Source organism: Ensifer sp. 22460, from assembly GCF_052044935.1.
Classification (GTDB): Bacteria; Pseudomonadota; Alphaproteobacteria; order Rhizobiales; family Rhizobiaceae; genus Ensifer.
The window spans coordinates 1-24603 of record NZ_JBQENZ010000035.1; the positions used below are offsets into that span (position 1 = coordinate 1).

21 protein-coding genes are annotated in these 24603 nt (G+C 63.5%); 16 read left to right on the top strand and 5 right to left on the bottom strand.

What is annotated here, in order from left to right; genetic code table 11:
* The coding region (gene leuB, locus ACTJKM_RS31180) for a 3-isopropylmalate dehydrogenase (RefSeq protein WP_440661588.1) at window positions 1–998 on the bottom strand (998 nt) is incomplete at its 3' end.
* 37 nt (window positions 999–1035) lie between these two features.
* Window positions 1036–1212: a hypothetical protein gene (locus tag ACTJKM_RS31185; protein WP_156436901.1), complete on the bottom strand. Its 177-nt coding sequence runs from the start codon at window positions 1210–1212 to the stop codon at window positions 1036–1038.
* Between the two features lie 149 nt (window positions 1213–1361).
* Here ACTJKM_RS31185 and ACTJKM_RS31190 point away from each other — a divergent pair, with 149 nt between their 5' ends.
* Together ACTJKM_RS31190 and ACTJKM_RS31195 are read left to right on the top strand one after the other, a co-directional pair.
* On the top strand, window positions 1362–2003 hold the full coding sequence (locus ACTJKM_RS31190) for a LysE family translocator (RefSeq protein ID WP_058321641.1): 642 nt from the start codon (window positions 1362–1364) through the stop codon (window positions 2001–2003).
* 105 nt (window positions 2004–2108) lie between these two features.
* Window positions 2109–4172, top strand: a complete 2064-nt coding sequence (locus ACTJKM_RS31195; RefSeq protein ID WP_058328039.1) for a M3 family metallopeptidase — start codon at window positions 2109–2111, stop codon at window positions 4170–4172.
* Between the two features lie 70 nt (window positions 4173–4242).
* Here the strand turns inward: ACTJKM_RS31195 and ACTJKM_RS31200 are convergent, their stop codons facing one another.
* Window positions 4243–5415 (bottom strand): dihydrodipicolinate synthase family protein, encoded by a 1173-nt coding sequence (locus tag ACTJKM_RS31200; protein WP_057254844.1) that lies wholly within the window; start codon window positions 5413–5415, stop codon window positions 4243–4245.
* Window positions 5416–5714: 299 nt separating this feature from the next.
* Between ACTJKM_RS31200 and ACTJKM_RS31205 the strand changes: the two genes are divergently transcribed.
* The 5 genes from ACTJKM_RS31205 to ACTJKM_RS31225 are packed head-to-tail and all read left to right on the top strand — an operon-like array spanning window position 5715 to window position 11657.
* Window positions 5715–6755, top strand: coding sequence for a LacI family DNA-binding transcriptional regulator (locus tag ACTJKM_RS31205; RefSeq protein ID WP_058328038.1), 1041 nt, complete (start codon window positions 5715–5717; stop codon window positions 6753–6755).
* Window positions 6752–7753: a Gfo/Idh/MocA family protein gene (locus tag ACTJKM_RS31210; RefSeq protein ID WP_058321644.1), complete on the top strand. Its 1002-nt coding sequence runs from the start codon at window positions 6752–6754 to the stop codon at window positions 7751–7753. Before ACTJKM_RS31205 ends, ACTJKM_RS31210 begins: the two co-directional genes overlap by 4 nt.
* A gap of 4 nt (window positions 7754–7757) precedes the next feature.
* Window positions 7758–9377, top strand: coding sequence for an acyl CoA:acetate/3-ketoacid CoA transferase (locus tag ACTJKM_RS31215; RefSeq protein WP_082663591.1), 1620 nt, complete (start codon window positions 7758–7760; stop codon window positions 9375–9377).
* Window positions 9370–10149 (top strand): enoyl-CoA hydratase/isomerase family protein, encoded by a 780-nt coding sequence (locus ACTJKM_RS31220; RefSeq protein WP_057254847.1) that lies wholly within the window; start codon window positions 9370–9372, stop codon window positions 10147–10149. The genes ACTJKM_RS31215 and ACTJKM_RS31220 overlap by 8 nt, the downstream gene beginning before the upstream one ends.
* Window positions 10149–11657, top strand: coding sequence for an aldehyde dehydrogenase family protein (locus ACTJKM_RS31225; protein WP_058328037.1), 1509 nt, complete (start codon window positions 10149–10151; stop codon window positions 11655–11657). The genes ACTJKM_RS31220 and ACTJKM_RS31225 overlap by 1 nt, the downstream gene beginning before the upstream one ends.
* A 102-nt stretch (window positions 11658–11759) precedes the next feature.
* Here ACTJKM_RS31225 and ACTJKM_RS31230 read toward each other — a convergent pair whose 3' ends face one another.
* Complete coding sequence (locus ACTJKM_RS31230; RefSeq protein WP_058328036.1) at window positions 11760–12824, bottom strand: LacI family transcriptional regulator; 1065 nt, start codon at window positions 12822–12824, stop codon at window positions 11760–11762.
* Window positions 12825–13139: 315 nt separating this feature from the next.
* Between ACTJKM_RS31230 and ACTJKM_RS31235 the strand changes: the two genes are divergently transcribed.
* The 9 genes from ACTJKM_RS31235 (at window position 13140) to ACTJKM_RS31275 (ending at window position 23063) form a co-directional block, all read left to right on the top strand.
* Window positions 13140–14372, top strand: a complete 1233-nt coding sequence (locus ACTJKM_RS31235) for an ABC transporter substrate-binding protein (RefSeq protein WP_373419844.1) — start codon at window positions 13140–13142, stop codon at window positions 14370–14372.
* 172 nt (window positions 14373–14544) lie between these two features.
* Window positions 14545–15423: a carbohydrate ABC transporter permease gene (locus tag ACTJKM_RS31240; RefSeq protein ID WP_057254851.1), complete on the top strand. Its 879-nt coding sequence runs from the start codon at window positions 14545–14547 to the stop codon at window positions 15421–15423.
* Window positions 15423–16304 (top strand): carbohydrate ABC transporter permease, encoded by an 882-nt coding sequence (locus ACTJKM_RS31245; protein ID WP_058321647.1) that lies wholly within the window; start codon window positions 15423–15425, stop codon window positions 16302–16304. The genes ACTJKM_RS31240 and ACTJKM_RS31245 overlap by 1 nt, the downstream gene beginning before the upstream one ends.
* Window positions 16305–16308: 4 nt before the next feature.
* On the top strand, window positions 16309–17421 hold the full coding sequence (locus tag ACTJKM_RS31250) for an ABC transporter ATP-binding protein (RefSeq protein ID WP_058328035.1): 1113 nt from the start codon (window positions 16309–16311) through the stop codon (window positions 17419–17421).
* Window positions 17422–17427: 6 nt separating this feature from the next.
* A complete protein-coding gene (locus ACTJKM_RS31255) occupies window positions 17428–18927 on the top strand; it encodes an FAD-dependent oxidoreductase (protein WP_058328034.1) in 1500 nt (499 codons plus the stop codon).
* Window positions 18924–19703 (top strand): 3-ketoacyl-ACP reductase, encoded by a 780-nt coding sequence (locus ACTJKM_RS31260; protein ID WP_058328033.1) that lies wholly within the window; start codon window positions 18924–18926, stop codon window positions 19701–19703. Before ACTJKM_RS31255 ends, ACTJKM_RS31260 begins: the two co-directional genes overlap by 4 nt.
* Before the next feature lie 104 nt (window positions 19704–19807).
* Window positions 19808–21463 (top strand): GMC family oxidoreductase, encoded by a 1656-nt coding sequence (locus ACTJKM_RS31265; protein WP_058328032.1) that lies wholly within the window; start codon window positions 19808–19810, stop codon window positions 21461–21463.
* Window positions 21464–21470: 7 nt separating this feature from the next.
* A complete protein-coding gene (locus tag ACTJKM_RS31270) occupies window positions 21471–21788 on the top strand; it encodes a Dabb family protein (RefSeq protein WP_057254857.1) in 318 nt (105 codons plus the stop codon).
* Window positions 21789–21797: 9 nt separating this feature from the next.
* The gene (locus ACTJKM_RS31275; RefSeq protein WP_057255082.1) at window positions 21798–23063 is read left to right on the top strand and encodes a glycerate kinase type-2 family protein; all 1266 of its coding nucleotides are present in this window, start codon (window positions 21798–21800) and stop codon (window positions 23061–23063) included.
* A 111-nt stretch (window positions 23064–23174) separates the two neighbouring features.
* Here the strand turns inward: ACTJKM_RS31275 and ACTJKM_RS31280 are convergent, their stop codons facing one another.
* Window positions 23175–24512: an aspartate aminotransferase family protein gene (locus ACTJKM_RS31280; RefSeq protein ID WP_058328031.1), complete on the bottom strand. Its 1338-nt coding sequence runs from the start codon at window positions 24510–24512 to the stop codon at window positions 23175–23177.
* Between the last annotated feature and the right edge of the window lie 91 nt (window positions 24513–24603).

Consider the following 24603-nt stretch of genomic DNA (forward strand, 5'->3'; position numbering starts at 1 on the left):
GCGGCGATCGCCTTTTCCAGATTGTCGGCTTCCGTCACCAGGTTGAAGGAATAACGCAGGCACATGGCAAAGGAGGCGATCATCGCGATCGGGTTGGCAATGCCCTTGCCGGCAATGTCGGGGGCCGAGCCATGCACCGGCTCGTAGAGCGCCTTGCGCTTGCCGGTCACCGCATCCGGGGCACCGAGCGAGGCCGACGGCAGCATGCCGAGCGAGCCGGTCAGCATGGCGGCGACGTCCGACAGCATGTCGCCGAACAGGTTGTCGGTGACGATGACGTCGAACTGCTTGGGCTGGCGCACCAGCTGCATGCCGCCGGCATCGGCCAGCATGTGCTCGAGCTGCACGTCAGAATATTTCGCCTTGTGGGTCTCGGTCACCACCTGGTTCCACAAGACGCCCGACTTCATGACGTTGCGCTTTTCCATCGAGCAGACGCGGTTCTGCCGCGTGCGCGCCAGTTCGAAGGCGACGCCGGCGATGCGTTCGATCTCGTAGGTGTCGTAGACCTGGGTGTCGATGCCACGCTTCTGGCCGTTGCCGAGATCGATGATTTCCTTCGGTTCACCGAAATAGACGCCACCGGTCAGTTCGCGCACGATCAGGATGTCGAGGCCTTCGACGAGTTCCGGTTTCAGCGACGAGGCGGCAGCCAGCGCCGGGTAGCAGATCGCCGGGCGCAGGTTGGCGAACAGTTCGAGATCCTTGCGCAGGCGCAGCAGGCCGGCTTCCGGACGCACCTCGTAGGGCACCGCATCCCACTTCGGGCCACCGACGGCGCCAAACAGCACCGCATCGGCGGCCAGCGCCTTCTTCATGTCCGCTTCCGAGATCGCCTGGCCATGGGCGTCATAGGCCGAACCGCCGACCAGGCCCTCGTCGGTCACGAAGCCGGCTGAAAGCTCGGCATTCATGTAGGCGATGATTTTGCGGACTTCCGCCATGGCTTCCGGGCCGATGCCGTCGCCGGGCAGAAGGAAGAGGTTGCGCACAGTCATGGATAGTCCTTCTCGCGGGGGAAAACTCGGCCGCGTTCTAGCGCAACTTCGTGTCGAGGGAAATCGCCGCGACGAAAGATTTGTGCGCGGCTGCGAGCGGCACGTTCCCGGCGGACAGCTGCTCTACCGAGGAAGTGGGATGCTCTTTTCGAGGCCGCGCATCTTGCCCGGCCATCGATTCTCCGAGGAGAAAAACATGCGCAAGTTCGTCCATGCAGTCGCCACACATATCCGCGCCACGGCCAAGAATTTAACCTTTGCTGGCAAGCGGTCACCTGCGTCGTCATATAGCTGGCTTAGCTTTCCTCTTGACTGAATCGGTGCCTCCGGATCGAATGCGGGCAACACAACCGGGAACCCGCCATGTCCGAGACGCTGCTGATCGGAGCCTTTCTCGCCGCCCTTTCCTATGTCCTCATTCCCGGACCGGCGTTTCTGGCGTTGCTCGGCATCGGCGCCGGCCAGGGGCGCAAGGCAGGCGCCTTGTTCATGGGCGGGCACCTGGCGGGTGACGTTCTCTGGTCGACCCTGGCGCTGGTTGCCATCGTTGGCGCGCGCTCGGTCGGCACCACGATCTTCGATATTCTCGGGCTGTTCTGCGGTGCCTATCTCGGCTGGATCGGCTGGACGGCACTTCGTGCGAGGCCGGCGGGCGAGAACCGGGCACTTCTGACCGTCGAGCGTCCGCTGCGGCGCGGCCTGATCTTTGGGCTCACCAATCCCAAGGGATATCCGGTGGCGCTTGCAACCTTCACGGCGCTGCTTGCCAGCTCGGCGAACGCGCTTGAGTTCAACGCGCTTCCGGCGCTGCTTGGCGTCTCGCTCATCGGCTTTCTCGTTGCCGACCTGATCCTGATCGTCATCATCGGCACCTCTGTGGTGCGGCGTTTCTACCGACACCACGAATTGGCAATCGTCAGGCTCTCCGGTCTCCTGTTCATGGGCTTCGCCGCTCAAGCCGTCTGGCACGCCGCGCCGGGACTTCTCGGGCTGCGCAAACCTTGACGGTATCCCTGCCGGCAACCACCTTCATGTTCGCCGCTTCCTCATGTCGGAGGTAGCCGGCCCCCTCCCCGGACCTAAGCCGGACCGCATGCGAAAGGATTTCTGATGACCACCAGCACCCCGCTCAATCCCGCGCTCACGTCATGGACAGGCCACGAGGGCCTGCCGCGTTTCGATCTGGTAAAGGACGAGGATTTCGCGCCGGCGTTCGAAGCGGCCTTCCGGGAGCACGAAGCGGAGATTGACGCGATTGCCGATAATTCCGCCGCTCCGACCTTCGGAAATACTATCGTTGCTCTCGAAATCGCCGGCGATGCACTTTCGCGCGTGTCCTCCATCTTCTGGAATAAGGCCGGGGCCGACACGAACGAAACGGTTCAGGCGCTGGAGCGCGATATCGCCCCGAAGATGTCGCGGCACTATTCCAAGATCGGCATGAATGCCGCGCTGTTCAAGCGCATCGACACGCTGTGGGAAGGCCGCCAGTCCCTGGGACTCGATCTTGAAGCGACCCGTGTGCTCGAGCGGCACTGGAAGGGTTTCGTCAAATCCGGCGCCAAGCTCGCTAAGCCCGAGCAGGAGCGGCTGGCCGCGATCAACGAAAAGCTCGCCGGCATCGGCGCGAAGTTCGGGCAGAACGTGCTTGCCGACGAGAAGAACTGGGTTCTGTTCCTCGAAAGCGAGGAACAGCTCGCCGGTGTGCCGGACTTCCTTCGCGACGCCATGGCGGCAGTGGTCGAGGACCGTGGCCAGAAGGGAAAATACGCGGTTACCCTGTCGCGCTCGATCATCGAACCGTTCCTGACCTTCTCGGAAAATCGCGAGCTCCGTGAACAGGCCTTCCGCGCCTGGGTCGCGCGAGGCGAAAACGGCGGCGACACCGACAATCGCGGGCTGATCGCCGAGATGCTGGCGCTGCGCGCGGAAAAGGCGAAGCTGCTCGGCTATGAAAACTTCGCGTCGCTGAAGCTCGACGACACCATGGCGAAGACGCCGGCCGCAGTGAACGGTCTCCTGATGCAGGTCTGGGAAAAGGCCGTTGCCCGCGCCCACGAGGAAGAGGCGGAGCTTGCCCGGCTCGTTGCCGGCGAGGGTCGCAATCACGACGTCATGCCTTGGGACTGGCGCCATTATGCCGAAAAGCTCCGGGCCGAGAAGTTCAATTTCTCCGAAGGCGAACTCAAGCCTTACCTGCAGCTCGAAAAGATCATCGAAGCTTGCTTCGACGTTGCCAAGCGCCTGTTCGGCATCACCGCGACGGAGAAGAAAGGCATCGCCGCCTATCATCCTGACGTGCGGGTCTTCGAGATCAAGGACGCGTCCGGCAAGCTGGTGGCCCTCTTCCTCGGCGATTATTTCGCCCGGTCGTCGAAGCGTTCCGGCGCCTGGATGAGCTCGTTCCAGTCGCAGCACAAGCTGAAACTGAAGAACGGCGCCGAAGGCGAACTGCCGATCATTTATAACGTCTGCAATTTTGCCAAACCCGCCGAGGGCAAGCCGGCACTGCTGTCGCTCGACGATGCCCGCACGCTCTTCCACGAGTTTGGCCATGCCTTGCATGGCATGCTATCCAACGTCACCTATCCGTCCGTTTCGGGTACCGGTGTGTCGCGCGATTTCGTCGAGCTGCCGTCGCAGCTCTACGAACATTGGCTGACGGTGCCGGAGATCCTCAAGCGCTACGCAGTGCATTACCAGACCGGCGAGCCGATGCCGCAGGCGCTGCTTGACAAGGTGCTCGCCGCCCGGACGTTTAACTCCGGCTTCGCCACCGTCGAGTTCACTTCTTCTGCTCTGGTCGACATGGCCTACCACACGGCCGAGGAGACGGCGGAGCCGATGGCGCTCGAAGCAAAGAAGCTCGATGAGATCGGCATGCCGAAATCCATCGTCATGCGCCACCGCAGCCCACATTTCCTGCACGTCTTCTCGGGCGACGGCTATTCGGCAGGCTACTATTCCTACATGTGGTCGGAAGTGCTCGACGCCGACGCCTTCGCGGCCTTCGAGGAAACCGGCAATGCCTTCGATCCGGCGATGGCCGCCCGCCTCAAGGACAATATCTATTCGGTCGGCGGCTCGATCGATCCGGAGGATGCTTACAAGGCGTTCCGCGGCAAGCTGCCGAGCCCGGATGCGATGCTGGCAAAGAAGGGCCTGGCGGCCTGAGGTGTCCTGAAACCTGCCCGGTTGGCTGGATATTGGAACGGCGCCCTCGGGCGCCGTTTTAGCATTCTGCTCAAGCGCTCTGCTCGACGCCAAATGTCGATAGCAGGCTTTGCATCCGTTGCGCCGCCAGTTCCGGCCGGTCGAGCACATTGGCGCGGTCGGCGAGACGGAAGATGTCGGCATAGTGCAGCGCCCCGCGGGCGGACTGCATGCCGGCGGGCATGGTGAAGTGGCGCTGGTGCCCGTTCAGCCAGGCAAGGAAAACGACCCCGGCCTTGTAGTATTGCGTAGGCGCCTCGAAGATCTTGCGTGACAACGGCACGGTCGGCTCGATCACGCCGCGGAAGGTGGCGAGGTCACTCTTGGCGAGTGCTGCGAGCGCCTTGGAGGCGGAGGGTGCCACCGCATCGAAAATGCCGAGCAGGGCGTGGCTAAACTTCGTGCCGTCGCCTTCGATCAGTTCCGCATAGTTGAAATCGTCGCCGGTAAAGCAGAGCACGCCGTCCGGCAGGCGGTTGCGTAGCGCCACTTCCCTGGCGTTGTCGAGCAGCGAGATCTTGATGCCTTCGACCTTGTCGCGGTTGGCTTCGATGATCGAGAGCACGGTATCGAGCGCCTGGTCGAAGTCCTCAGAGCCCCAGTAACCCCGAAGTTGCGGGTCGAACATGTCGCCGAGCCAGTGCAGCACGACCTTGTGTCGGGTCTGGCCGAGGATGCGCCCATAGACATGGCGATAGTCGTCGGCGGAGCGGGCAACGCGGGCGAGTGCGCGGCTTGCCATCATGATCGCCCTGCCCCCCTCGCCTTCGACGAAGCCGACCTGCTCTTCGTAGGCGGCAATCACGTCGTCCAGCGATCGCGCATCGGTCGGCGCCAGGTGGTCGGTGCCGGCACCGCAGGCAAGATCGGCGCCCGGAACCTGCCGCGCGTCCGCAAGCGAGCGGCGGATCAGTTCCTGCGCGCCCGGCCAGGCAAGGCCCATACCGCGTTGGGCGGTGTCCATCGCCTCGGCGATCTTGAAGCCAAGGCTCCAGAGATGGTGGCGAAACGCCATCGTCGCCCCCCAGTCGATCGCCGGATTGCCCCAGGGATCGAGATCCCGGAGAGGATCCGAGACCACATGGGCGGCCGCATAGGCGATGCGGTTGAAGGTCGGCGGCGTCTGCGGCCGTTCGATCGGGGTTCCCGTCAGGCGGTAGTGTTCGAGCGAGCCGTCTTGGTGCGGCAGCGTCAGGCTTGTCATCGGGGTAGGTCTCCTCCGCGGAAGTTTGTGTTGAAATACTTTGGATCGTTCCAAATGGCAAGTGGCATTGTTTTTGGGAATTCGCCAACAGTGTTATCGGTAGCGGCTCACGTGTGATTACATCGTTGTTTTGTATGGATTTATGTCATCAGGAAGGCGCCAGTATCACTGGCATTTAATGCCGATTGATCGCTAGAAGAGTCGTTGGTCCAGAAAAAAGTGATCAATCATCTCTTGACGAAATTGGAACGTTCCAATTATGAAAGAGAAAAGCAGGTACGAGAATTCGGGAGGATGCTGTGGTCAAGGAAAGGGTGACGGTCATCGATATTGCGCACGCCGCCGGCGTGTCCAAGTCGACCGTGTCGCTCGTTCTGCAGGGCAGCTCGCTCGTCAACGAGGCGACGCGCGCCAAGGTGAATGCCGCGATCCGCGATCTCGGCTACGTCTACAACCGTGGAGCTGCCAATCTTCGCCAGGCGAAGTCCAAGATCATCGGCATCGTCGTCAACGATCTCACCAACAGCTTCTTTGCGGAGCTGGCCGTCGGTGTCGATGCCGTCGTGCAGTCGGCTGGCTTCGTGCAGTTCCTTGCCAACACCGGTGAAAAGATCGAGCGTCAGCGCGAAGTGGTGGCGTCGATGCGTGAGCACGGCGTCTCCGGCCTGATCGTCTCTCCGGCGCGCGGCACGGAAGTTGCCGATCTCGCGCCTCTGGTCGATAGCGGCATTCCCGTCGTGCTTGTCGTGCGCGACATTGCCGGCGCCGACGTTTCTTCATTGATATCCGACAATCACGCCGGTGCCATGGCGGCCGTGCGTCACCTGATCGAGCGTGGCCACCAGCGCATCGCCTTTCTCGGCGGCTTTCCCGATACTGCCGTCTTCGAGGCGCGCATGCGCGGCTACCGCGATGCTCTCATCGAGGCCGGTATTGCAGGCTCCGATGCGTTGATCATCGGTTCGGCGCCATCGCGCGCCGGCGGGGTAACGGCGGTGGAACAGGCAATGATGCTCGCCGACCGCCCGACGGCGGCGCTCTGCTTCAACGATGCGGTCGCCTTCGGCGTCTGCGACGGCCTTCGGGCGCGGCGGCTGGAGCCGGGCGCCGATTTCGCCGTCATCGGCTTCGACGACGTGATCGAGGCAAAGACCGCCGTGCCGGCACTGACGACGGTTTCCGTCGATCCGCAGGGCATGGGTCAGCGGGCCGCCGAACTGCTGCTGAAGCAGATCAAGGCCGGCAAGGCGGAACCCGAAGCGATCGTCAGTTCGGTGCGCCTCGTCGTTCGCCAGAGCTGCGGCGCTGCGGTGGAGAGAAAAAGGGAGGTTTTGGCATGACGCGGTGGGGTCTGATCGGCGCAAGCACGATTGCGCGCGAATGGGTGATTGGCGCGATCCGCGCCGCCGGTGGCGAGGTCGTCTCGGTCATGAGCACCAATGCCGAGCGCGGCGCTGCCTATGCCGAGGAAAACGGCATTCCGAAGTCGGTGACGTCAGTTGCTGAACTGGTCGGTGATCCCGACGTCGATGCGGTCTATGTCTCGACCACCAACGAATTGCATCGCGAACAGACGCTGGCGGCGATCGCTGCCGGCAAACACGTGCTTTGCGAAAAGCCGCTGGCGATGAATCTCAATGATGGCTGCGAGATGGTGCTGAAGGCGTGTGAGGCGGGCGTCGTGCTCGCCACCAACCACCATCTGCGCAATGCCGCCCCCCATCGCGCCATGCGTGAAGCGATCGCCGCGGGCCGAATCGGCAGGCCGATTGCGGCACGCGTCTTCCATGCCGTCTATCTGCCACCGCACCTCCAGGGCTGGCGGCTCGACAGGCCGGAAGCCGGCGGCGGCGTCATTCTCGACATCACCGTGCATGATGTCGATACGCTGCGCTACGTGCTCGACGACGACCCGATCGAAGCGGTCGCCATCAGCCACAGCGCCGGCATGGGCAAGGAAGGCCTGGAAGACGGCGTCATGGGCGTGCTGCACTTCCGCTCCGGCGTCATCGCCCAGTTCCATGACGCCTTTACCACCAGGTTCGCCGATACCGGCCTCGAGGTGCATGGAACCGAGGGCTCGCTGATCGGCCGCAAGGTCATGACCCAGCGACCGGTCGGAACCGTGACGCTGCGCAATGCCGATGGTGAGACCGAGCTGTCGCTCGACCATCGCAACCTCTACGAAACCGCACTTTCCGCCTTCCACGCCGCAGTCAAGGGCGAAGGCCGTCCTTCGGCCACGGGTGAAGACGGCGTGTGGTCGCTGGCGACGGGTCTTGCCGTGGTCAAGGCGGCTGCGACCGGCCAGGCGGTGGCGATCGAAACGGGACTTTGAACTCATGTCGATGAACAAGCATATCTCGCCGGCCGAAGCGGCCGCCCTGATCCCGGATGGCGCGGTGGTTTCCGTCTCGTCGTCCAGTGGACTCGGCTGCCCCGACCTGATGCTGAAGGCGATCGGTGAGCGCTTCGAGGCGACCGGTCATCCGCGCGATCTCACGACACTGCACCCGATCGCCGCCGGCGACATGAGCGGCATCAAAGGTGTCGACTACATCGCGAAGAAGGGCCTGCTGAAGAAGATCATCGGCGGCTCCTATCCCTCCGGTCCGTCCAGCGCCGAGCCGCCGCTGATCTGGCAGATGATCGGCGCCAACGAAGTGGCCGCCTACAACGTCCCGTCCGGCATCCTGTTCGACATGCATCGCGAAGCTGCGGCCAAGCGGCCGGGCGTGATGACCAAAGTCGGCCTCGACACGTTTGTCGACCCATCGCGCGAGGGCTGCGCGATGAACGCTTCGGCGGCGGCCGAACCGGTGGTCAAGAAGGTCTCGTTCGAGGGCGAGGACTGGCTCTATTTCAAGGCGATCGCGCCTGAGGTGGCCATTATCCGCGCCACGACCGCGGACGAGCGCGGCAACCTCACCTATGAACACGAGGGCGCCTATCTCGGCGGCCTCGACCAGGCGCTCGCCGCCCGCAACAACGGCGGCATCGTCATTGCCCAGGTCAAGCGCATCACCAAGGAAGGCTCGTTGAAGCCGCACGACGTGCGCGTGCCGGGCGTCCTCGTGGATTATGTCGTCGTCGATCCCGACCAGAAGCAGACGACCCAGACGCTCTACGATCCGGCGATCTCAGGCGAAATCTTCCGACCGCTCGAGAGCTTCCGCGTGCCGGAATTCAACATCCAGAAGGTCATTGCCCGCCGTGTGGCGCAGGAACTGGAAGCCGGCAGCGCCGTCAATCTCGGCTTCGGCATCTCGGCCAACGTGCCGCGCATCCTGCTCGAAGAAGGCCTGCATGGCGCGGTCACCTGGGTGATCGAGCAGGGCGCCGTCGGCGGCGTGCCGCTTCTCGATTTCGCTTTCGGCTGCGCCTCGAACGCTGATGCCTTCATGCCTTCGCCCTACCAGTTCACCTATTTCCAGGGTGCCGGCTTCGACGCGTCGCTGCTTTCGTTCCTCGAGATCGACCGTCACGGCTCGGTCAATGTCTCAAAGCTCTCGTTCCGTCCGCATGTGACGGCCGGCGCCGGCGGCTTCGTCGACATCACGGCGCGGGCGAAGAAGATCGTCTTTTCCGGCATGTTCAATGCCGGCGCCAAGCTTTCGATCGGCGATGGCAAGCTGGTGATCGAGAAGGAAGGCAAGCTGAAGAAGCTGGTCAACGAGGTCGAACACGTCACCTTCTCCGGCCGTCGCGGCATCGAGCAAGGCCAGGACATCACCTATGTGACCGAGCGCTGCGTGATGAAGCTGACGCCTGAGGGCGTCATGCTGACGGAGATCGCGCCGGGCGTCGATCTGCAGATCCATATTCTTGATCAGTCGGAGTTTCCGCTGATCGTGTCCAATCAGCTGAAAACGATGGATGCTGCCCTCTTCCAGGACGCACTGATCGGGCTTGAGCTGCCGAAAAAGGCGCAGCGTCGGCTCGACGGAGGCCACCATGGCTGAGGGGCGCATCCGAATTGAGATAGAAGGCGCGATCGCGACCATGACGGTCGCCCGCCCGGAAAAGCTCAACGCCTTCGACATCGACATGCTGAAGGCCCTGGCCGCCGCCTGCGATACGGTAGAGGCCGACCGCAACATCCGCGTTGTCATCCTCACCGGTGAGGGCAAGGCGTTTTCCGCCGGCGGCGACATCAAGGCCTGGGGCGGCATGGATGCGCCCGCATTCGGTCATGACTGGGTGCGCTTCGGCCATCGTGTGTTCGAGCGGCTGGCGACGTTGCGCATGCCTGTGATCGCCGCGCTCAACGGCCACGCGCTCGGAGGCGGGCTGGAGCTTGCGGCCGCGGCCGACATCCGCCTGGCCGAGGCGCAGATCAAGATCGGTCTGCCGGAAACGAGCCTCGGCATGGTTCCCGGTTGGTCGGGCACGCAGCGCCTGGTCTCGCGCTTCGGTGCCCAGATCGTGCGGCGCATGGTGCTGGGTGGCGAGATGTTCACTGCCGAGACTGCGCTCAAGGAAGGTTTGGTCGATGCCGTCGTCGAGACCGGCACGGTCCTTGCTGCCGCCCGCGACTACGCGGCGCGTGTTGCGAAGCGCGGCCCGGCGGCACTCGAAATCTCGAAACTGATGATCGCTTCGGCGAATGGCGAAGACAATGGCTCGGCGGTCGAGGCTCTCGGTTCGATCCTCGTCGCCAAGACCGGTGACCTCAAGGAAGGCGTTGCCGCCTTTTCCGAAAAGCGTGAAGCCCAATTCAAGGGAGAATGGTAATGACCGTGCTCGTGAAACCCAAGGCGCTTGGCGACCACAAGGTCCGCGCCTTCCAGATGCTGATCGACGGCAAATGGGTGGACAGCGCCGAGGGGCGCATCATCGAGCGCGTGTCGCCGGGCCATGGCGTCGTCGTCAGCCGCTACCAGGCGGGCACGAAGGCAGACGCCGAAAAGGCGATCGCCGCCGCACGTCGCGCCTTCGACGAGGGCAGCTGGCCGCGCATGACCGCGTCGCAGCGTTCGCTTGTGCTGCTTCGTGCCGCCGACATCATCGCGGAACGGGCCGATGAGTTGGCCTATCTCGACGCGATCGAATCCGGCAAGCCGATCAGCCAGGCTAAGGGCGAACTTGGCGGTGCCGCCGATATCTGGCGCTATGCCGCGGCCCTTGCCCGCGATCTGCATGGCGAGAGCTACAACACGCTCGGGGATGGCACACTCGGTGTCGTGCTGCGCGAGGCGATCGGCGTCGTGTCGATCATCACCCCCTGGAACTTCCCCTTCCTGATCGTCAGCCAGAAGCTGCCGTTTGCCTTGGCTGCGGGCTGCACCACGGTCGTCAAACCGTCGGAACTGACCTCGGCCTCGACCCTGCTGCTCGGCGAAATCCTCGAAGCGGCCGGCGTTCCCGCTGGAGTCGTCAACATCATCACCGGCACGGGGCCGGAGGTCGGTGCGCCGATGACGACGCATCCGGATGTCGACATGGTCTCTTTCACCGGTTCGACCGGTGTTGGTCGCCTGACCATGGCCAATGCCGCACAGACGCTGAAGAAGGTGTCGTTGGAACTCGGCGGCAAGAACCCGCAGATCGTGTTCCCGGACGCCAATCTCGACGAATTCATCGATGCCGCCGTCTTCGGCGCCTATTTCAACGCCGGTGAATGCTGCAATGCCGGTTCGCGCCTGATCCTGCATCGCGATATCGCCGACGAGGTGACGCGGCGGATCGCTGAGCTTTCGGCCAAGGTCAAGGTCGGCGATCCGCTCGATCCGGAAACCCAGGTCGGCGCGATCATCACGCCGCAGCATCTGGAAAAAATTGCCGGCTATGTTTCTGCTGCGTCGAAGGAGGGGGCGGCGGTCGCGCATGGCGGCACGGCGCTCGATCTCGGCATGGGCCAGTTCATGGCGCCGACGATCCTCTCGGCCGTGCGCCCCGACATGGCGGTGGCGCGCGAAGAGGTGTTCGGCCCGGTTCTCTCGGTATTGACCTTCGAGTCGACCGAGGAAGCGATCAGCATAGCCAATGCGATCGACTACGGTCTTTCGGCCGGCGTCTGGAGCCGCGACTTCGACACCTGCCTGACGATCGGCCGCCGCGTGCGCGCCGGCACCATCTGGATGAACACCTTCATGGATGGTGCGTCGGAGCTGCCCTTCGGCGGCTACCGCCAGTCCGGCCTCGGCCGCGAGCTCGGCCGACATTCGGTCGAGGATTACACTGAGACCAAGACGCTCAACATGCATATGGGGCCGCGCACCGGCTGGTGGATGCCGCGTTAAGGCTAGGGCGAGGGAGGAGAAGACATGCGGATCGAGGGCGGAGATCAGAGGCGGCAGGAGGCAGCGTCACGCGACGCGGCCTTGCGCATCTTTTCCGCCCGCTCAGCCCGCCGTGCTGAAACTCGCGGGGATCTGCGGACAGAGCAACAGTTGCAGCTTGCTGACGTCGCTTTCGCCGCCGATCTTCTGCAGGAGCACCCGGCCCATATCCTCGCCGGTTGCCGTCAGGTCTTCGTAGATCGTCTCGACCTGCGGCTGGATGGCGCTCAGCAGATGCGAGGTCTGCTTGGCCACGATGTCGTATTCGCGGCCAAGCGTCAGCCCGCAATCGCTCATGCCGGTGATGGTTGCGAGCGCGCAGACCTCCCCGCCGCACATGAAACTGTCCGGCGGACCGGGCTCGGCGTAGCGCTGCCGGATACGGTCGCGGATCGCGCCGGCGGGGCTATCAAGGTCGATGCCGGTGAGGATCTCATAGGCGCAGCCGGCCTCGCGCACGGCGGTCATGAAGCCATGCTGCAGATGACCGGCGAAGGTGAAACCGGCGGGACCGCTGATGAGAGCCGGCTTGCGCCTGCCCTTGGCGATCAGGCGTTTCGTCGCCTGGTAGGAAAAGGTGAAGTTGTCGTAGTCGACATAGGGATGCGGGGTGGAAAGCTCAGTGCGCCCATGGGTGACGAAGGGAAAGCCGAGATCCGACAGCAGCCGGACGCGGGGATCGAGCGGTTCCGTGCGCGAGAAGATCAGGCCGTCGGCCATGCCGTTGCGGGTGATGTAGTTGACCGCCTCGACATTGGTCGAATTCAGGAAGTTCGGCATGACGATCAGGTGAAACGCCGTGCCCTGCAGCGCCTTGGCGATGCCGCTCATGATCGACGTGCCGTAGCCCAGGATTTCCTCATGCGGGTCGAGCAGCACGCCGATGACATTGGTGCGGCCGGTCTTCAGGCGCTGGGCGGCGCGGTCGGGCGAGTAGCCGATCTCATCGGCGACCTCGCGCACCCGCTTGCGGGTATCGAGCGAAATCTGCGGCGCATCGGAAAGCGCGCGGGATACGGTGGTGACCGCAAGGCCGGTGATTTCCGCGATCGTGCGAAGGGTCGGCTTGCCGCGCTTGGCGGTGGAGCCACCGTCTTCGCGATGGGCGGGCTTGGAGGGATCGGCCAATGCAAGTCATCCTGAGAGCGGGCGAGAGCGGGTTTTGTAACGTGGTGCGAACGCTTAGGCAATCGAATCATGAAAACGTTTTAAATCTCGCATCGCGGCATGGTTTGCTGCACTGCAAAAGCCAATGTGTGCTATATAATTCAGCAAATTCAATCGGTTCTGAAGGTGCTAAAATACAAAATGGTGCAATGCTTGACTTGCTGAATTTATAACGTTTTAAATGGCCAGCCGCTGGCTAGAGCGGCGCGAATTCCGGGGTGGAAGGAGGTTCCACTTCGAAAACTTGCAAACGGGAGGATAACGATGCGCAAGTTGATGACGACGACGGCCGTTGTGGCGCTGATGATGGCGGCCACCGCCGCGCGCGCAGCCGAGAATGTGGAAGTTCTGCACTGGTGGACATCCGGTGGCGAAGCTGCCGCGCTCGACGTTCTGAAGAAGGATCTGGAAAGCAAGGGCATCACTTGGACCGACATGCCGGTTGCCGGCGGTGGCGGTACGGAAGCCATGACCGTTCTGCGCGCTCGCGTCACCGCGGGCAACGCTCCGACCGCCGTGCAGATGCTCGGCTTCGACATTCTCGACTGGGCCAAGGAAGGCGCACTCGGCAACCTCGATGAAACCGCTGCCAAGGAAGGTTGGGACAAGGTTGTGCCGACCGCCCTGCAGCAGTTCTCGAAGTATGACGGCCACTGGATCGCAGCTCCGGTCAACGTGCATTCGACCAACTGGGTCTGGATCAACAAGGCCGCACTGGACAAGGCTGGCGGCAAGGAACCGGCCAATTGGGACGAACTGATCGCGCTGCTCGACAACTTCAAGGCTCAAGGCATCACCCCGATCGCCCATGGCGGCCAGCCCTGGCAGGATGCGACGATCTTCGACGCCGTCGTGCTTTCGCTCGGCACCGACTTCTACAAGCAGGCCTTCATCGATCTCGACCCGGCAGCGCTCGGCGGCGACAAGATGAAGGAAGCCTTCGATCGCATGACGAAGCTGCGCTCCTATGTCGACGACAACTTCTCCGGTCGCGACTGGAACCTCGCTTCCGCCATGGTCATCGAGAACAAGGCCGGCCTGCAGTTCATGGGCGACTGGGCGAAGGGCGAGTTCCTGAAGGCCAAGAAGGTGCCTGGCACCGATTTCGTCTGCATGCGCTTCCCGGGCACGCAAGGCTCGGTCACCTTCAACTCCGACCAGTTCGCGATGTTCAAGGTTGCTGACGACAAGGTTCCGGCGCAGCTCGCCATGGCTTCGGCCATCGAAAGCCCGACCTTCCAGTCGGCCTTCAACGTGGTCAAGGGTTCGGTCCCGGCCCGCACCGACGTTCCGGACACGGACTTCGACGCTTGCGGCAAGAAGGGCATCAAGGACCTCGCCGAAGCCAACAGCAACGGCAAGCTTTTCGGTTCCATGGCGCATGGCCATGCCAACCCGGCTGCCGTCAAGAACGCGATCTACGACGTCGTGACGCGTGAGTTCAACGGCGAACTGACGTCCGAAGAGGCCGTCAAGGAACTGGTCACAGCGGTCGAGGCCGCGAAGTAACGGGCTCGTTCCGGGGCGCTCAAAGCGCCCCGGACACCCATTCCGACATGCAAGCGTCGTCGTACCGCCGTGGCCAATAGGACGCGGGGAAGGGCGCTTCGATACCCAGAACCTCGCGCGGATGCCGATATCAGGGATTTCCCGACGGCCGCGCCAGAAGTGGTGAACGTTCATGGATAGCCGCAGCCGCCTGCAGGACCTGATACCGAAGCTGGTCCTTGCCCCGAGCTTCCTTATCGTCCTGATCTTTGTCTATGGCTTCATTGCCTATACCGGCTTCCTGTCGATGACGGACAGCAAGATGCTGCCGTCCTACAATTTCGTCGGGTTCAGCAATTACGCGAAGCTGTGGGCACTGCCGCACTGGTGGCGGGCGGTGAGCAACCTGGCGATCTTCGCCGCGCTCTATATCGCCATCTGCTCCGTGCTCGGCCTTGGGTTGGCGATCCTGCTCGACCAGAAGATCCGGGCCGAAGGTTTCCTGCGGCCGATCTACCTCTATCCGATGGCGCTCTCGTTCATCGTGACGGGAACGGCTTGGAAGTGGTTCCTCGATCCTGGCATCGGTCTTGAAAACACCATGCATCTCTGGGGCTGGGAGAGCTTCTCCTTCAACTGGATCAAGGACCGCAACTACGCGATCTACTGCGTCGTGATTGCCGCTGTCTGGCAGTCGACCGGCTTCATCATGGCGATGTTCCTGGCCGGCCTTCGCGGCGTCGACAACGAGATTATCAAGGCAGCACAGATCGACGGCGCCAAGACCTCGACGATCTATCGCCGGATCATCATTCCCTTGATGCGGCCGGTGTTCCTGTCGGCCTTCGTGGTGCTCGCGCACCTGGCGATCAAGGCCTACGACCTGATCATCGCCTTGACCGGCGGCGGCCCGGGGCAGGCGACCGAACTGCCGGCGACCTTCATGTATTCCTACACCTTCACCCGCAACCAGATGGGCATCGGCGCGTCCTCGGCGATCATCATGCTGGTGATGATCTTCTCGATCATCGTTCCCTATCTCTATTCCGAAATCCGGGGAGCAAAACGCTGATGAGCGCTCCGAGCCCAGACAACATCATCTCGCACAACCGCCTCACCCGCGCGCTGATCTACACCGCGCTGATCCTCTTCGCGCTCTATTCGCTGCTGCCGCTCTACGTGATGCTGGTGAACTCGGTGAAGCCGCTCGATGAGATCCGCCAAGGCGGCATGCTCAACCTGCCGCAAACCTGGACGATCGAGCCCTGGCTTCAGGCCTGGTCGACGGCGCAGATCGGCGTTCAGCCGACTGGCCTCAAGCCATTCTTCATCAACTCGATCCTGATGGTGGTGCCGGCCGTGGCGATCTCGACGATCATCGGCGCGCTCAATGGCTACGTCCTGACGAAGTGGCGCTTTCCTGGTGCCAACATCTTCTTCGGCATGCTGCTCTTGTCCTGCTTCATCCCGTTCCAGATCGTGCTGATCCCGATGGCGCGCATCCTTGGCATCCTCGGGCTCGCCGGTTCGATCTGGGGCCTGATCTTCGTCCATGTGATCTACGGCCTCGGCTTCACGACGCTTTACTTCCGCAACTACTACGAGGCGTTTCCGACGGAACTGGTGCGCGCGGCGCAGATCGATGGCGCCAGCTTCTTCCAGATCTTCTGGCGCATCCTCCTGCCGTCGTCCGGCCCAATCATCGTCGTTTCGGTCATCTGGCAGTTCACCAACATCTGGAACGACTTCCTGTTCGGTGCGTCTTTCTCCGGCCCCTATTCGACGCCGATGACGGTTGCGCTCAACAACCTCGTTTCGTCCTCGACAGGCGTCAAGGAATACAACGTTCACTTCGCGGGCGCGATCCTTGCCGCCCTGCCAACGCTCATCGTCTACATCGTGTCCGGCCGCTACTTCGTTCGCGGGCTGATGTCGGGCGCCGTGAAAGGATAAGCTCATGTCTTTCTTGAAAATCAGCAACCTGCGCAAATCCTATGGCTCGCTCGAGATCCTGAAGGACATCAACCTGGAGATCGAAGAGGGCGGGTTCCTCGTGCTTGTCGGCCCCTCCGGCTGCGGCAAGTCGACCCTGCTCAACACCATCGCCGGCCTGGAGCCGATCACGTCAGGCGAGATCGCCATCAACGGCCGGTCGGTCGCCGATCTGCATCCGTCGAAGCGTGATATCGCCATGGTGTTCCAGTCCTACGCGCTCTATCCGAACATGACTGTCGCCGGAAACATCGCCTTCGGCATGGAAATCCGCGGCGTGCCGAAGGACGAGCGCGAAAAGGCGATCAAGCAGGTCGCCGACATGCTGCAGATCGGCCATCTGCTCGACCGCAAGCCGAGCCAGCTTTCCGGCGGTCAGCGCCAGCGCGTCGCCATGGGCCGTGCGCTGGTGCGCAACCCGCAGGTCTTCCTGTTCGACGAGCCGCTGTCCAACCTCGACGCCAAGCTGCGCGTCGACATGCGCACGGAGATCAAGCGCCTGCACCATCGCATGAAGACGACGATCGTCTACGTCACGCACGACCAGATCGAGGCAATGACGCTGGCGACCAAGATCGCGGTCTTGAAGGACGGCGTGCTGCAGCAGTTCGGAACGCCGGCGGAGATCTACAACAATCCGGCCAACATGTTCGTCGCCGACTTCATGGGCTCGCCGGCCATGAACCTGTTGACGGCGCGCATCGAAAAGAGCGGTTCCGACGTTGCCGTCACGCTCGCGCGCCCGAACGCCGAGCCGATGAAGCTGGCGGTGCCGCATAACGGCGCACTCGCCGCCTATGCCGGCAAGGACGTCGTCTTCGGCATCCGTCCGGAAGCGCTGACCGATCCTGACGGGGCCGACCGCAATGCCAAGGCGATCGTCGAAGGTGAATGCCTGATCGAGGTGGTTGAGCCCGCGGGTTCGGACACTTTCGCGGTGACCCGTCTCGGCGGCAAGGAGGTCGTTGCTCGCCTGCGCGCCGATGCGCGCATCGCCCCCGGCCAGACCTCGCGCCTTGCCTTCAACCTCGACAAGGCGGTGTTCTTCGACCCGCAGAGCCAGCAGCGGATCGTGTAACGAACGATGCAGGAGCAGCCGGACATCGTCATCATCGGGTCGGGTATCGGCGGCTCCACCCTTGCGGCGGGGCTTGCCGGCTCCGGTGCCCGCATCGCCATCCTCGAGCGCGGCGAGCGCCTGCCCGATACGCCGGAGGCGCGCAGCTACAGCTCGATCTTCGTCAAGGGCCATTTCCGGCCAAAGGAGATGTGGCGCGAGCCCGATGGTGCCGAGTTCAATCCGGGAAATTTCTACTTCGTCGGCGGCAATTCCAAGCTCTTCGGCGCGGTGCTCCTGCGCTACCGTGCCGAGGATTTCACCGAGATGCAGCACCTTGGCGGCGTCTCGCCGGCCTGGCCCTTTGCCTATGAAGAGCTGGAGCCGTGGTACGGCAAGGCCGAGCAATTGTTCGAGGTGCGCGGCGAGCTGGGCCAGGACCCGACGGAGCCGTTCCACGCTTCGCCCTATCCTCACGGCCCGGTACCGGACGAGCCGGCGATTGCCCGCGCGCGCGCCGAGTTGAAGGCGCAGGGACTGCACCCGGCGACGCTGCCGCTCGGTGTCGATATCGAGACGTGGCTCGCCGGCGGGCGCACGCCATGGGACGGATTTCCCAACACCGGCAAGGGCAAGAAGGATGCCGAGACCGCATCGCTTGCGGCCGCCCTGAAGGACCCCAATATCGAGCTGATCACCTCGGCCCATGTCGACACGTTGGAGGCGGGGCCGGGCGGCCGGATCGAGGCGATCCACTATACCCACAGGGGCGAGAAGAAGAAGCTGTCGCCGAAGCTGGTGATCCTGGCGGCGGGCGCGATCAATTCGGCGGCCATCCTGCTGCGCTCCGGCGACGGCAAGGGGCTGGCAAACGCTTCCGACCAGGTCGGCCGCAACTTCATGAACCACAATTGCAGCGCCATGCTGGCGATCAATCCGTTCCGGCGCAATGACAGCATCTACCAGAAGACGCTGATGCTGAACGATTATTACCTGACCGGCGGCCGGGACGGTTTGCCGCTCGGCAATGTCCAGCTGCTCGGCAAGATCAACGCCGACATCCTCAAGGCCAATGCGCCGGTCTGGGCACCGCGCTTCGCCTTCGACTTCATGGCCGGTCATGCGGTCGACTGGTACATGATGACCGAGGACCTGCCGAACCCGGAAAGTCGTATCATGGTCGACGGCAAGGGCATCATCATGCAGTGGCGGCGCTCGAACATGGAGGCACTTTCCGGGCTCGAAGCGAAGATGCGCGCGCACTTCAAGGCCGCCGGCTATCCGATCGTGCTATCCCAGGCCTTCGACAAGCGCACGCCGTCGCACCAGTGCGGCACGGTGCGCATGGGCAAGGACCCGAAGGATGCGCCGCTCGACGTTTATTGCCGTGCTTTCGACCACCCGAACCTTTTTGTCGTCGACGCGAGCTTCCTGCCCACGTCTGCTGCCGTCAATCCGGCGCTGACGGTTGCCGCCCAGGCGCTGCGCGTCGCCGACCATATCGTTGCGAAGGAGTTCCGATCATGACGTCATCGACGCGTCCCGTCGCCATCGTCACCGGCGGCCGCCGCGGCATCGGGCTCGGCGTTGCCCGCGCGCTTGCGCGCGAGGGTTTCGACATCGCGATCACCGGTCTCGGCGCTCCAGACACTGCCACGGACCAGACGCTTGCCGAACTTGCGGGCGATCGCGGCCGGGCCATCTACATCGAGGCCAATCTTGCCGATGTCGGCGGGCATGGCGCCACCGTCGAGCGCATCCGTAACGAACTCGGTCCGATCCGCTGCCTCGTCAACAATGCCGGCATCGCCTCGGTCGTCAGGGGCGATTTCCTCGACCTGCTGCCGGAGAATTTCGACACGATCGTCGCCACCAACCTGCGCGGCACGGTGTTCTTCACCCAAGCGGTTCTGGTGTCGATGCTGACCGATCCGGCCGATGTGACGCCACGGTCGATTATCAACATCACCTCGGTTTCGGCGACGATGAGTTCGCCGGAGCGGCTCGACTATTGCATGACCAAGGCCGGGCTTGCCGCCTTCAGCCAGGGGCTGGCGCTCCGGCTCGCCAATACCGGAATCTCGGTCTTCGAGATCCGGCCGGGTATCATCCGCTCCGACATGACCGCGGGCGTCTCGGCGAAATACGACACCCTGATCGATGGCGGGCTGGTGCCGATGCGCCGTTGGGGCGAGCCGGAGGATATCGGCAACATGGTGGCCGGTCTCGCCGGCGGCACTTTCGGCTTTGCCACGGGTTCCGTCATCCAGGCGGATGGCGGCCTTTCGATCGGCCGACTCTAGGAAACAGGCAGGATTTTACGGACGCTCGCAAGCGGGCAGGGTTTGGAGTTATCACGTCGAAAATTTGGAACGTTCCAAATGGCGGCGGCGGAGGAAAACAGGGAATGAGCTACGACTACATCATCACCGGTGCCGGCCCGGCCGGCTGCGTTCTTGCCAACCGGCTCTCCGAGGATCCGTCGGTTCGCGTGCTGCTGCTGGAAGCCGGTGGCGGCGACTGGAATCCGCTGTTCCACATGCCGGCCGGCTTTGCCAAGATGACCAAGGGTGTTGCCAGCTGGGGCTGGGAGACCGTCCCGCAGAAGCACATGAAGGGCAGGGTGCTGCGCTATACCCAGGCCAAGGTCATTGGCGGCGGCTCCTCGATCAACGCCCAGCTCTACACCCGCGGCAACGCCGCCGACTACGATCTCTGGGCTTCCGAGGACGGCTGCGCCGGCTGGGACTATCGCAGCGTGCTTCCCTATTTCAAACGCTGCGAAGACAACCAGCGCTTTGCCGACGACTATCACGCCTATGGCGGCCCGCTCGGCGTCTCAATGCCGGTCTCGGCGCTGCCGATCTGTGACGCCTATATCCGCGCCGGCCAGGAACTCGGCATTCCCTATAACCACGATTTCAACGGCCGCCAGCAGGCGGGCGTCGGCTTCTACCAGCTCACCCAGCGCAACCGTCGCCGCTCGAGCGCATCGCTTGCCTATCTTTCGCCGATCAAGGACCGCCGCAACCTCACGGTCCGGACCGGCGCGCGCGTCGCGCGGATCGTGCTTGAGGGCACCCGCGCCGTCGGCGTCGAAGTCGTCACTGGCAAGGGTAGCGAGATCATCCGGGCGGAGCGTGAAGTGCTTGTCTCCTCCGGCGCCATCGGTTCGCCAAAGCTCTTGCTACAGTCCGGCATCGGCCCGGCCGATCACCTGAAGTCGGTCGGCGTCGCGGTGAAGCACGACCTGCCCGGGGTCGGCGGCAACCTGCAGGACCACCTCGATCTCTTCGTCATTTCTGAATGCACCGGCGACCACACCTATGACGGTGTGGCGAAACTTCATCGTACGCTATGGGCCGGGCTGCAATATGTGCTGTTCCGTTCCGGTCCGGTCGCGTCCTCGCTCTTTGAAACCGGGGGCTTCTGGTATGCCGATCCCAATGCGCGCTCGCCGGATATCCAGTTCCATCTGGGGCTTGGCTCCGGCATCGAGGCCGGCGTCGAAAAGCTGAAGAACGCCGGCGTGACGCTCAATTCCGCCTATCTGCATCCGCGCTCACGCGGCACGGTCCGGCTTTCGTCCTCGGATCCGGCGGCAGCGCCGCTCATCGACCCCAACTATTGGGAGGATCCGCACGATCGCAAGATGTCGATCGAGGGGCTAAAGATCGCCCGCGAGATCATGCAGCAGGCGGCGCTGAAGCCTTTCGTGATGGCGGAACGTCTTCCCGGCAATTCGGTCATCAGCGATGAACAGTTCTTCGACTACGGCTGCGCCAATGCCAAGACGGATCACCACCCCGTCGGAACCTGCAAGATGGGGACGGACGCCATGGCGGTGGTCGACCTCGATCTCAAGGTGCGGGGGCTGGAGGGACTGCGCGTCTGCGACAGCTCGGTGATGCCGCGCGTTCCCTCTTGCAACACCAACGGGCCGACGATCATGATGGGGGAGAAGGGCGCCGACATCATTCGCGAGCGCCAGCCCCTGCCGCCTGCCATCTTTGCCCACGAACGTAACGACAGCCGCCCGCGCGCCCGCGCCGATATCCGTTGAGGTCCCCATGATCCGCCATTGCGTCTTCATCCGCTTCCGCCCCGAAATCTCCGAGGAGGAGAAAGCAACGATCTTCGACGAGATCGTCGCGCTGAAATCACGGTTGCCGGGTTTCATGGCAGCCCATATCGGTGGCAATGTCAGCCCGGAAGTGGGCATGGACAAGGGCCATGGCCTAGGTTTCATCGTCGACTTCACCGATGCGGCGGCCCGCGACGCCTACCTGGAAGACGAGGCGCACCGCAAGACCGGCGCCAAGATCGTCGCTGCGGCCGAAGGCGGCGTTGCCGGTATCTTCGTCTACGACCTCGAAATTGCCGATTGAGTGACGATCATGCTCGAAGCGCGCCCGTTCCTGACCCGGCTATTCGAGGAAGCCGTAAGAGCCGCCGACCCCTATGAGGCAATCAAGGCGCATCTGCCCGATCCGCCAAAGGGGCGGACCGTGGTCGTCGGCGCCGGCAAGGCGGCGAGCCAGATGGCGGCCGCCTTTGAGCGGCTCTGGAAGCATCCGTTGAGCGGGACGGTGGTGGCACGACACGGCCCGATCGAACATTGCGAGCGGATCACGGTGCTGCAATCGGCCCACCCTGTGCCGGACGAAGCCGGCCTCGCGGCCTCGAGCGTGCTGCTTTACGCCGTCTCCAACCTGACAGCCGACGATCTCGTGGTTGCGCTGGTTTCCGGCGGCGGCTCGGCCCTGCTGCCGGCGCCGCCTGAAGGCTTGACGCTTGCCGACGAGATTGCGGTCAACAAAGCGCTCCTTGCTTCCGGTGCACCGATCTCAGCGATGAATGTGGTCCGCAAGCACGTGTCGCGCATCAAGGGCGGTCGGCTCGCTGCGGCGGCTTTCCCGGCGCGTGTCGTCAGCCTGGTGGTCTCCGACGTGCCCGGCGACAATCCGGCGTTCGTCGCCTCCGGCCCGACCGTTCCGGATCGCACTACGGCGGCGGAGGCACTTGATATCGTTGCCCGTTACCGCATGGCGCTGCCCGATGGGGTGATGGCGCATCTGCGCTCGGAAGCGGCAAGAGCGCCCGATCCGGACGATCTGCGTTTTGCCGGACATGAATGCCACGTGATCGCTTCGGCGAGCGTGTCTCTCGAAGCGGCCGCGGCCAAGGCGCGCGAACTCGGCATCGAGGCGCGCATTCTATCCGATGCGATCGAGGGAGAGGCGCGTGATATCGGCCGTATGCATGCGGCGCTCGCTCGTGAGGTGGCGCTCAGGAGCCGCCCCTTCGAAAAGCCGGTGGTGCTGCTTTCCGGCGGCGAGACGACCGTGACGATCTCAGGCAAGGACTACGGAAAGGGTGGGCGCAACAGCGAATTGCTGCTGTCGCTGGCGCTCGACATCGACGGCGTGGATGGCATCGATGCGCTTGCCGCCGATACGGATGGAATCGACGGTTCCGAGGATAATGCCGGCGCCTTTGCCGACGGTGAGAGCATAACCCGCATGCGGGCGGCCGGCATCGATCCGCGCCTGCACCTCGCCCGCCATGATGCCTGGTCGGCCTTTGCCGCGAGTGGTGATCTCTTCGCGCCCGGACCGACCGGAACGAACGTCAACGATTTCCGGGCGCTGCTGATCCGCTAGGACGCGGCTTTCTCGCAGAGATGTTAGCCGGATTCGGCGCCGCATGTGAAATGCAAACGCCGCCGCCGATATCCGCGGCGGCGGCGCTGTTTTGACTTGCTTCGCTTTGACTTACTTGGCGCGCTTCAGCGCATCGCCAAGGATCGAAACGATCTCGGCGAAATGCTTCTCTTCGGCGATCAGCGGCGGCGAGAAGGCGATGATGTCGCCGGTGACGCGGATCAGCAGACCCTTTTCGAAGCAATCGACGAAGACGTCATAGGCGCGGGCGCCGACAGCGCCGTCGCGCGACTGCAGCTCGATGCCGGCAATCAGGCCGATCGTGCGGATGTCGATGACGTTTGGCAGGCCCTTCATGGAATGCATGGCATCGTGCCAGGCGTCCTGCAGCTCGACAGCGCAGGTCATCAGGCCCTCGTCGCGGTAGATGTCGAGCGTGGCGATGCCGGCGGCGCAAGCGGCCGGGTGGCCGGAGTACGTGTAGCCGTGGAAGAGCTCGATCGCGTTTTCCGGACCATGCATCAGAGCATCGTGCACCTTGCGGCTGGCAAAGACAGCGCCCATCGGGATCGCGCCGTTGGTAAGCCCCTTGGCGGTCGTCACCAGATCGGGCGTGACGCCGAAGAAATCCGTCGCAAAGGGGGCGCCCAAGCGGCCGAAGCCGGTGATGACTTCGTCGAAGATCAGGAGGATGCCGTGCTTGTCGCAGATGGCGCGCAGGCGTTCCAGGTAACCCTTCGGCGGGATGAGCACGCCGGTCGAGCCGGCGACCGGTTCGACGATGCAGGCGGCGATGGTTTCGGCGCCGTGCAGCGCCACCAGCCGCTCGAGATCATCGGCAAGTTCGGCGCCGTGCTCCGGCTGGCCCTTGACGAAGGCGTTCTTGGCGAGGTCGTGGGTGTGGCGAAGGTGGTCCGAACCGGGAAGCTGCGGGAAGACGCGGCGGTTGTTGAGGATGCCGCCGACCGAAATGCCGCCAAAGCCGACACCGTGATATCCACGCTCACGGCCGATCAGGCGGGTGCGGGTGCCCTGGCCAATCGCGCGCTGATAGGCGATCGCGATCTTCAGGGCGGTGTCGACCGATTCCGAGCCGGAGCCGGTGAAGAACACGCGGTCAAGCTTCTGGCCCTCAGGACCCGGAGCGATCTCGGCGAGACGTTCGGCGAAATCGAAGGCGATCGGGTGGCCCATCTGGAAGGAGGGCGCGAAATCCATGGTCGACAGCTGGCGCTCGACGGCAGCGGCAATCTGGCGGCGACCATGGCCGGCATTGACGCACCAGAGGCCGGCGGTGCCGTCGAGGATCGTGCGGCCATCGGTGCTGGTGTAGTGCATGCCCTCGGCCGAGGCGAGCAGGCGCGGTGCCTGTTTGAATTGCCGGTTGGCGGTAAAGGGCATCCAATAGCTGTCGAGTACGGGAGCGTTGGGTTTGGTGTGCTGGTTCATGGCATCCTCCTGAAGTCGGCGATTGACGCCATGATTTGATTTGCCAAACAAGTCCTTTTCTGCTGTCACTTAACTCATTGAATTTCATCGG

Coding starts and splice junctions, on each gene's coding strand:
- ACTJKM_RS31200 (WP_057254844.1), bottom strand. CDS start 5,415: ATGACAAGCCTGACGCTGCCGCACCAAGACGGCTCGCTCGAACACTAC.
- ACTJKM_RS31220 (WP_057254847.1), top strand. CDS start 9,370: ATGGCTGAGGGGCGCATCCGAATTGAGATAGAAGGCGCGATCGCGACC.
- ACTJKM_RS31185 (WP_156436901.1), bottom strand. CDS start 1,212: ATGGACGAACTTGCGCATGTTTTTCTCCTCGGAGAATCGATGGCCGGG.
- ACTJKM_RS31260 (WP_058328033.1), top strand. CDS start 18,924: ATGACGTCATCGACGCGTCCCGTCGCCATCGTCACCGGCGGCCGCCGC.
- ACTJKM_RS31240 (WP_057254851.1), top strand. CDS start 14,545: ATGGATAGCCGCAGCCGCCTGCAGGACCTGATACCGAAGCTGGTCCTT.
- ACTJKM_RS31280 (WP_058328031.1), bottom strand. CDS start 24,512: ATGAACCAGCACACCAAACCCAACGCTCCCGTACTCGACAGCTATTGG.
- ACTJKM_RS31275 (WP_057255082.1), top strand. CDS start 21,798: ATGCTCGAAGCGCGCCCGTTCCTGACCCGGCTATTCGAGGAAGCCGTA.
- ACTJKM_RS31235 (WP_373419844.1), top strand. CDS start 13,140: ATGACGACGACGGCCGTTGTGGCGCTGATGATGGCGGCCACCGCCGCG.
- ACTJKM_RS31190 (WP_058321641.1), top strand. CDS start 1,362: ATGTCCGAGACGCTGCTGATCGGAGCCTTTCTCGCCGCCCTTTCCTAT.
- ACTJKM_RS31270 (WP_057254857.1), top strand. CDS start 21,471: ATGATCCGCCATTGCGTCTTCATCCGCTTCCGCCCCGAAATCTCCGAG.
- ACTJKM_RS31195 (WP_058328039.1), top strand. CDS start 2,109: ATGACCACCAGCACCCCGCTCAATCCCGCGCTCACGTCATGGACAGGC.
- ACTJKM_RS31255 (WP_058328034.1), top strand. CDS start 17,428: ATGCAGGAGCAGCCGGACATCGTCATCATCGGGTCGGGTATCGGCGGC.
- ACTJKM_RS31225 (WP_058328037.1), top strand. CDS start 10,149: ATGACCGTGCTCGTGAAACCCAAGGCGCTTGGCGACCACAAGGTCCGC.
- ACTJKM_RS31250 (WP_058328035.1), top strand. CDS start 16,309: ATGTCTTTCTTGAAAATCAGCAACCTGCGCAAATCCTATGGCTCGCTC.
- ACTJKM_RS31265 (WP_058328032.1), top strand. CDS start 19,808: ATGAGCTACGACTACATCATCACCGGTGCCGGCCCGGCCGGCTGCGTT.
- ACTJKM_RS31245 (WP_058321647.1), top strand. CDS start 15,423: ATGAGCGCTCCGAGCCCAGACAACATCATCTCGCACAACCGCCTCACC.
- ACTJKM_RS31215 (WP_082663591.1), top strand. CDS start 7,758: ATGTCGATGAACAAGCATATCTCGCCGGCCGAAGCGGCCGCCCTGATC.
- ACTJKM_RS31210 (WP_058321644.1), top strand. CDS start 6,752: ATGACGCGGTGGGGTCTGATCGGCGCAAGCACGATTGCGCGCGAATGG.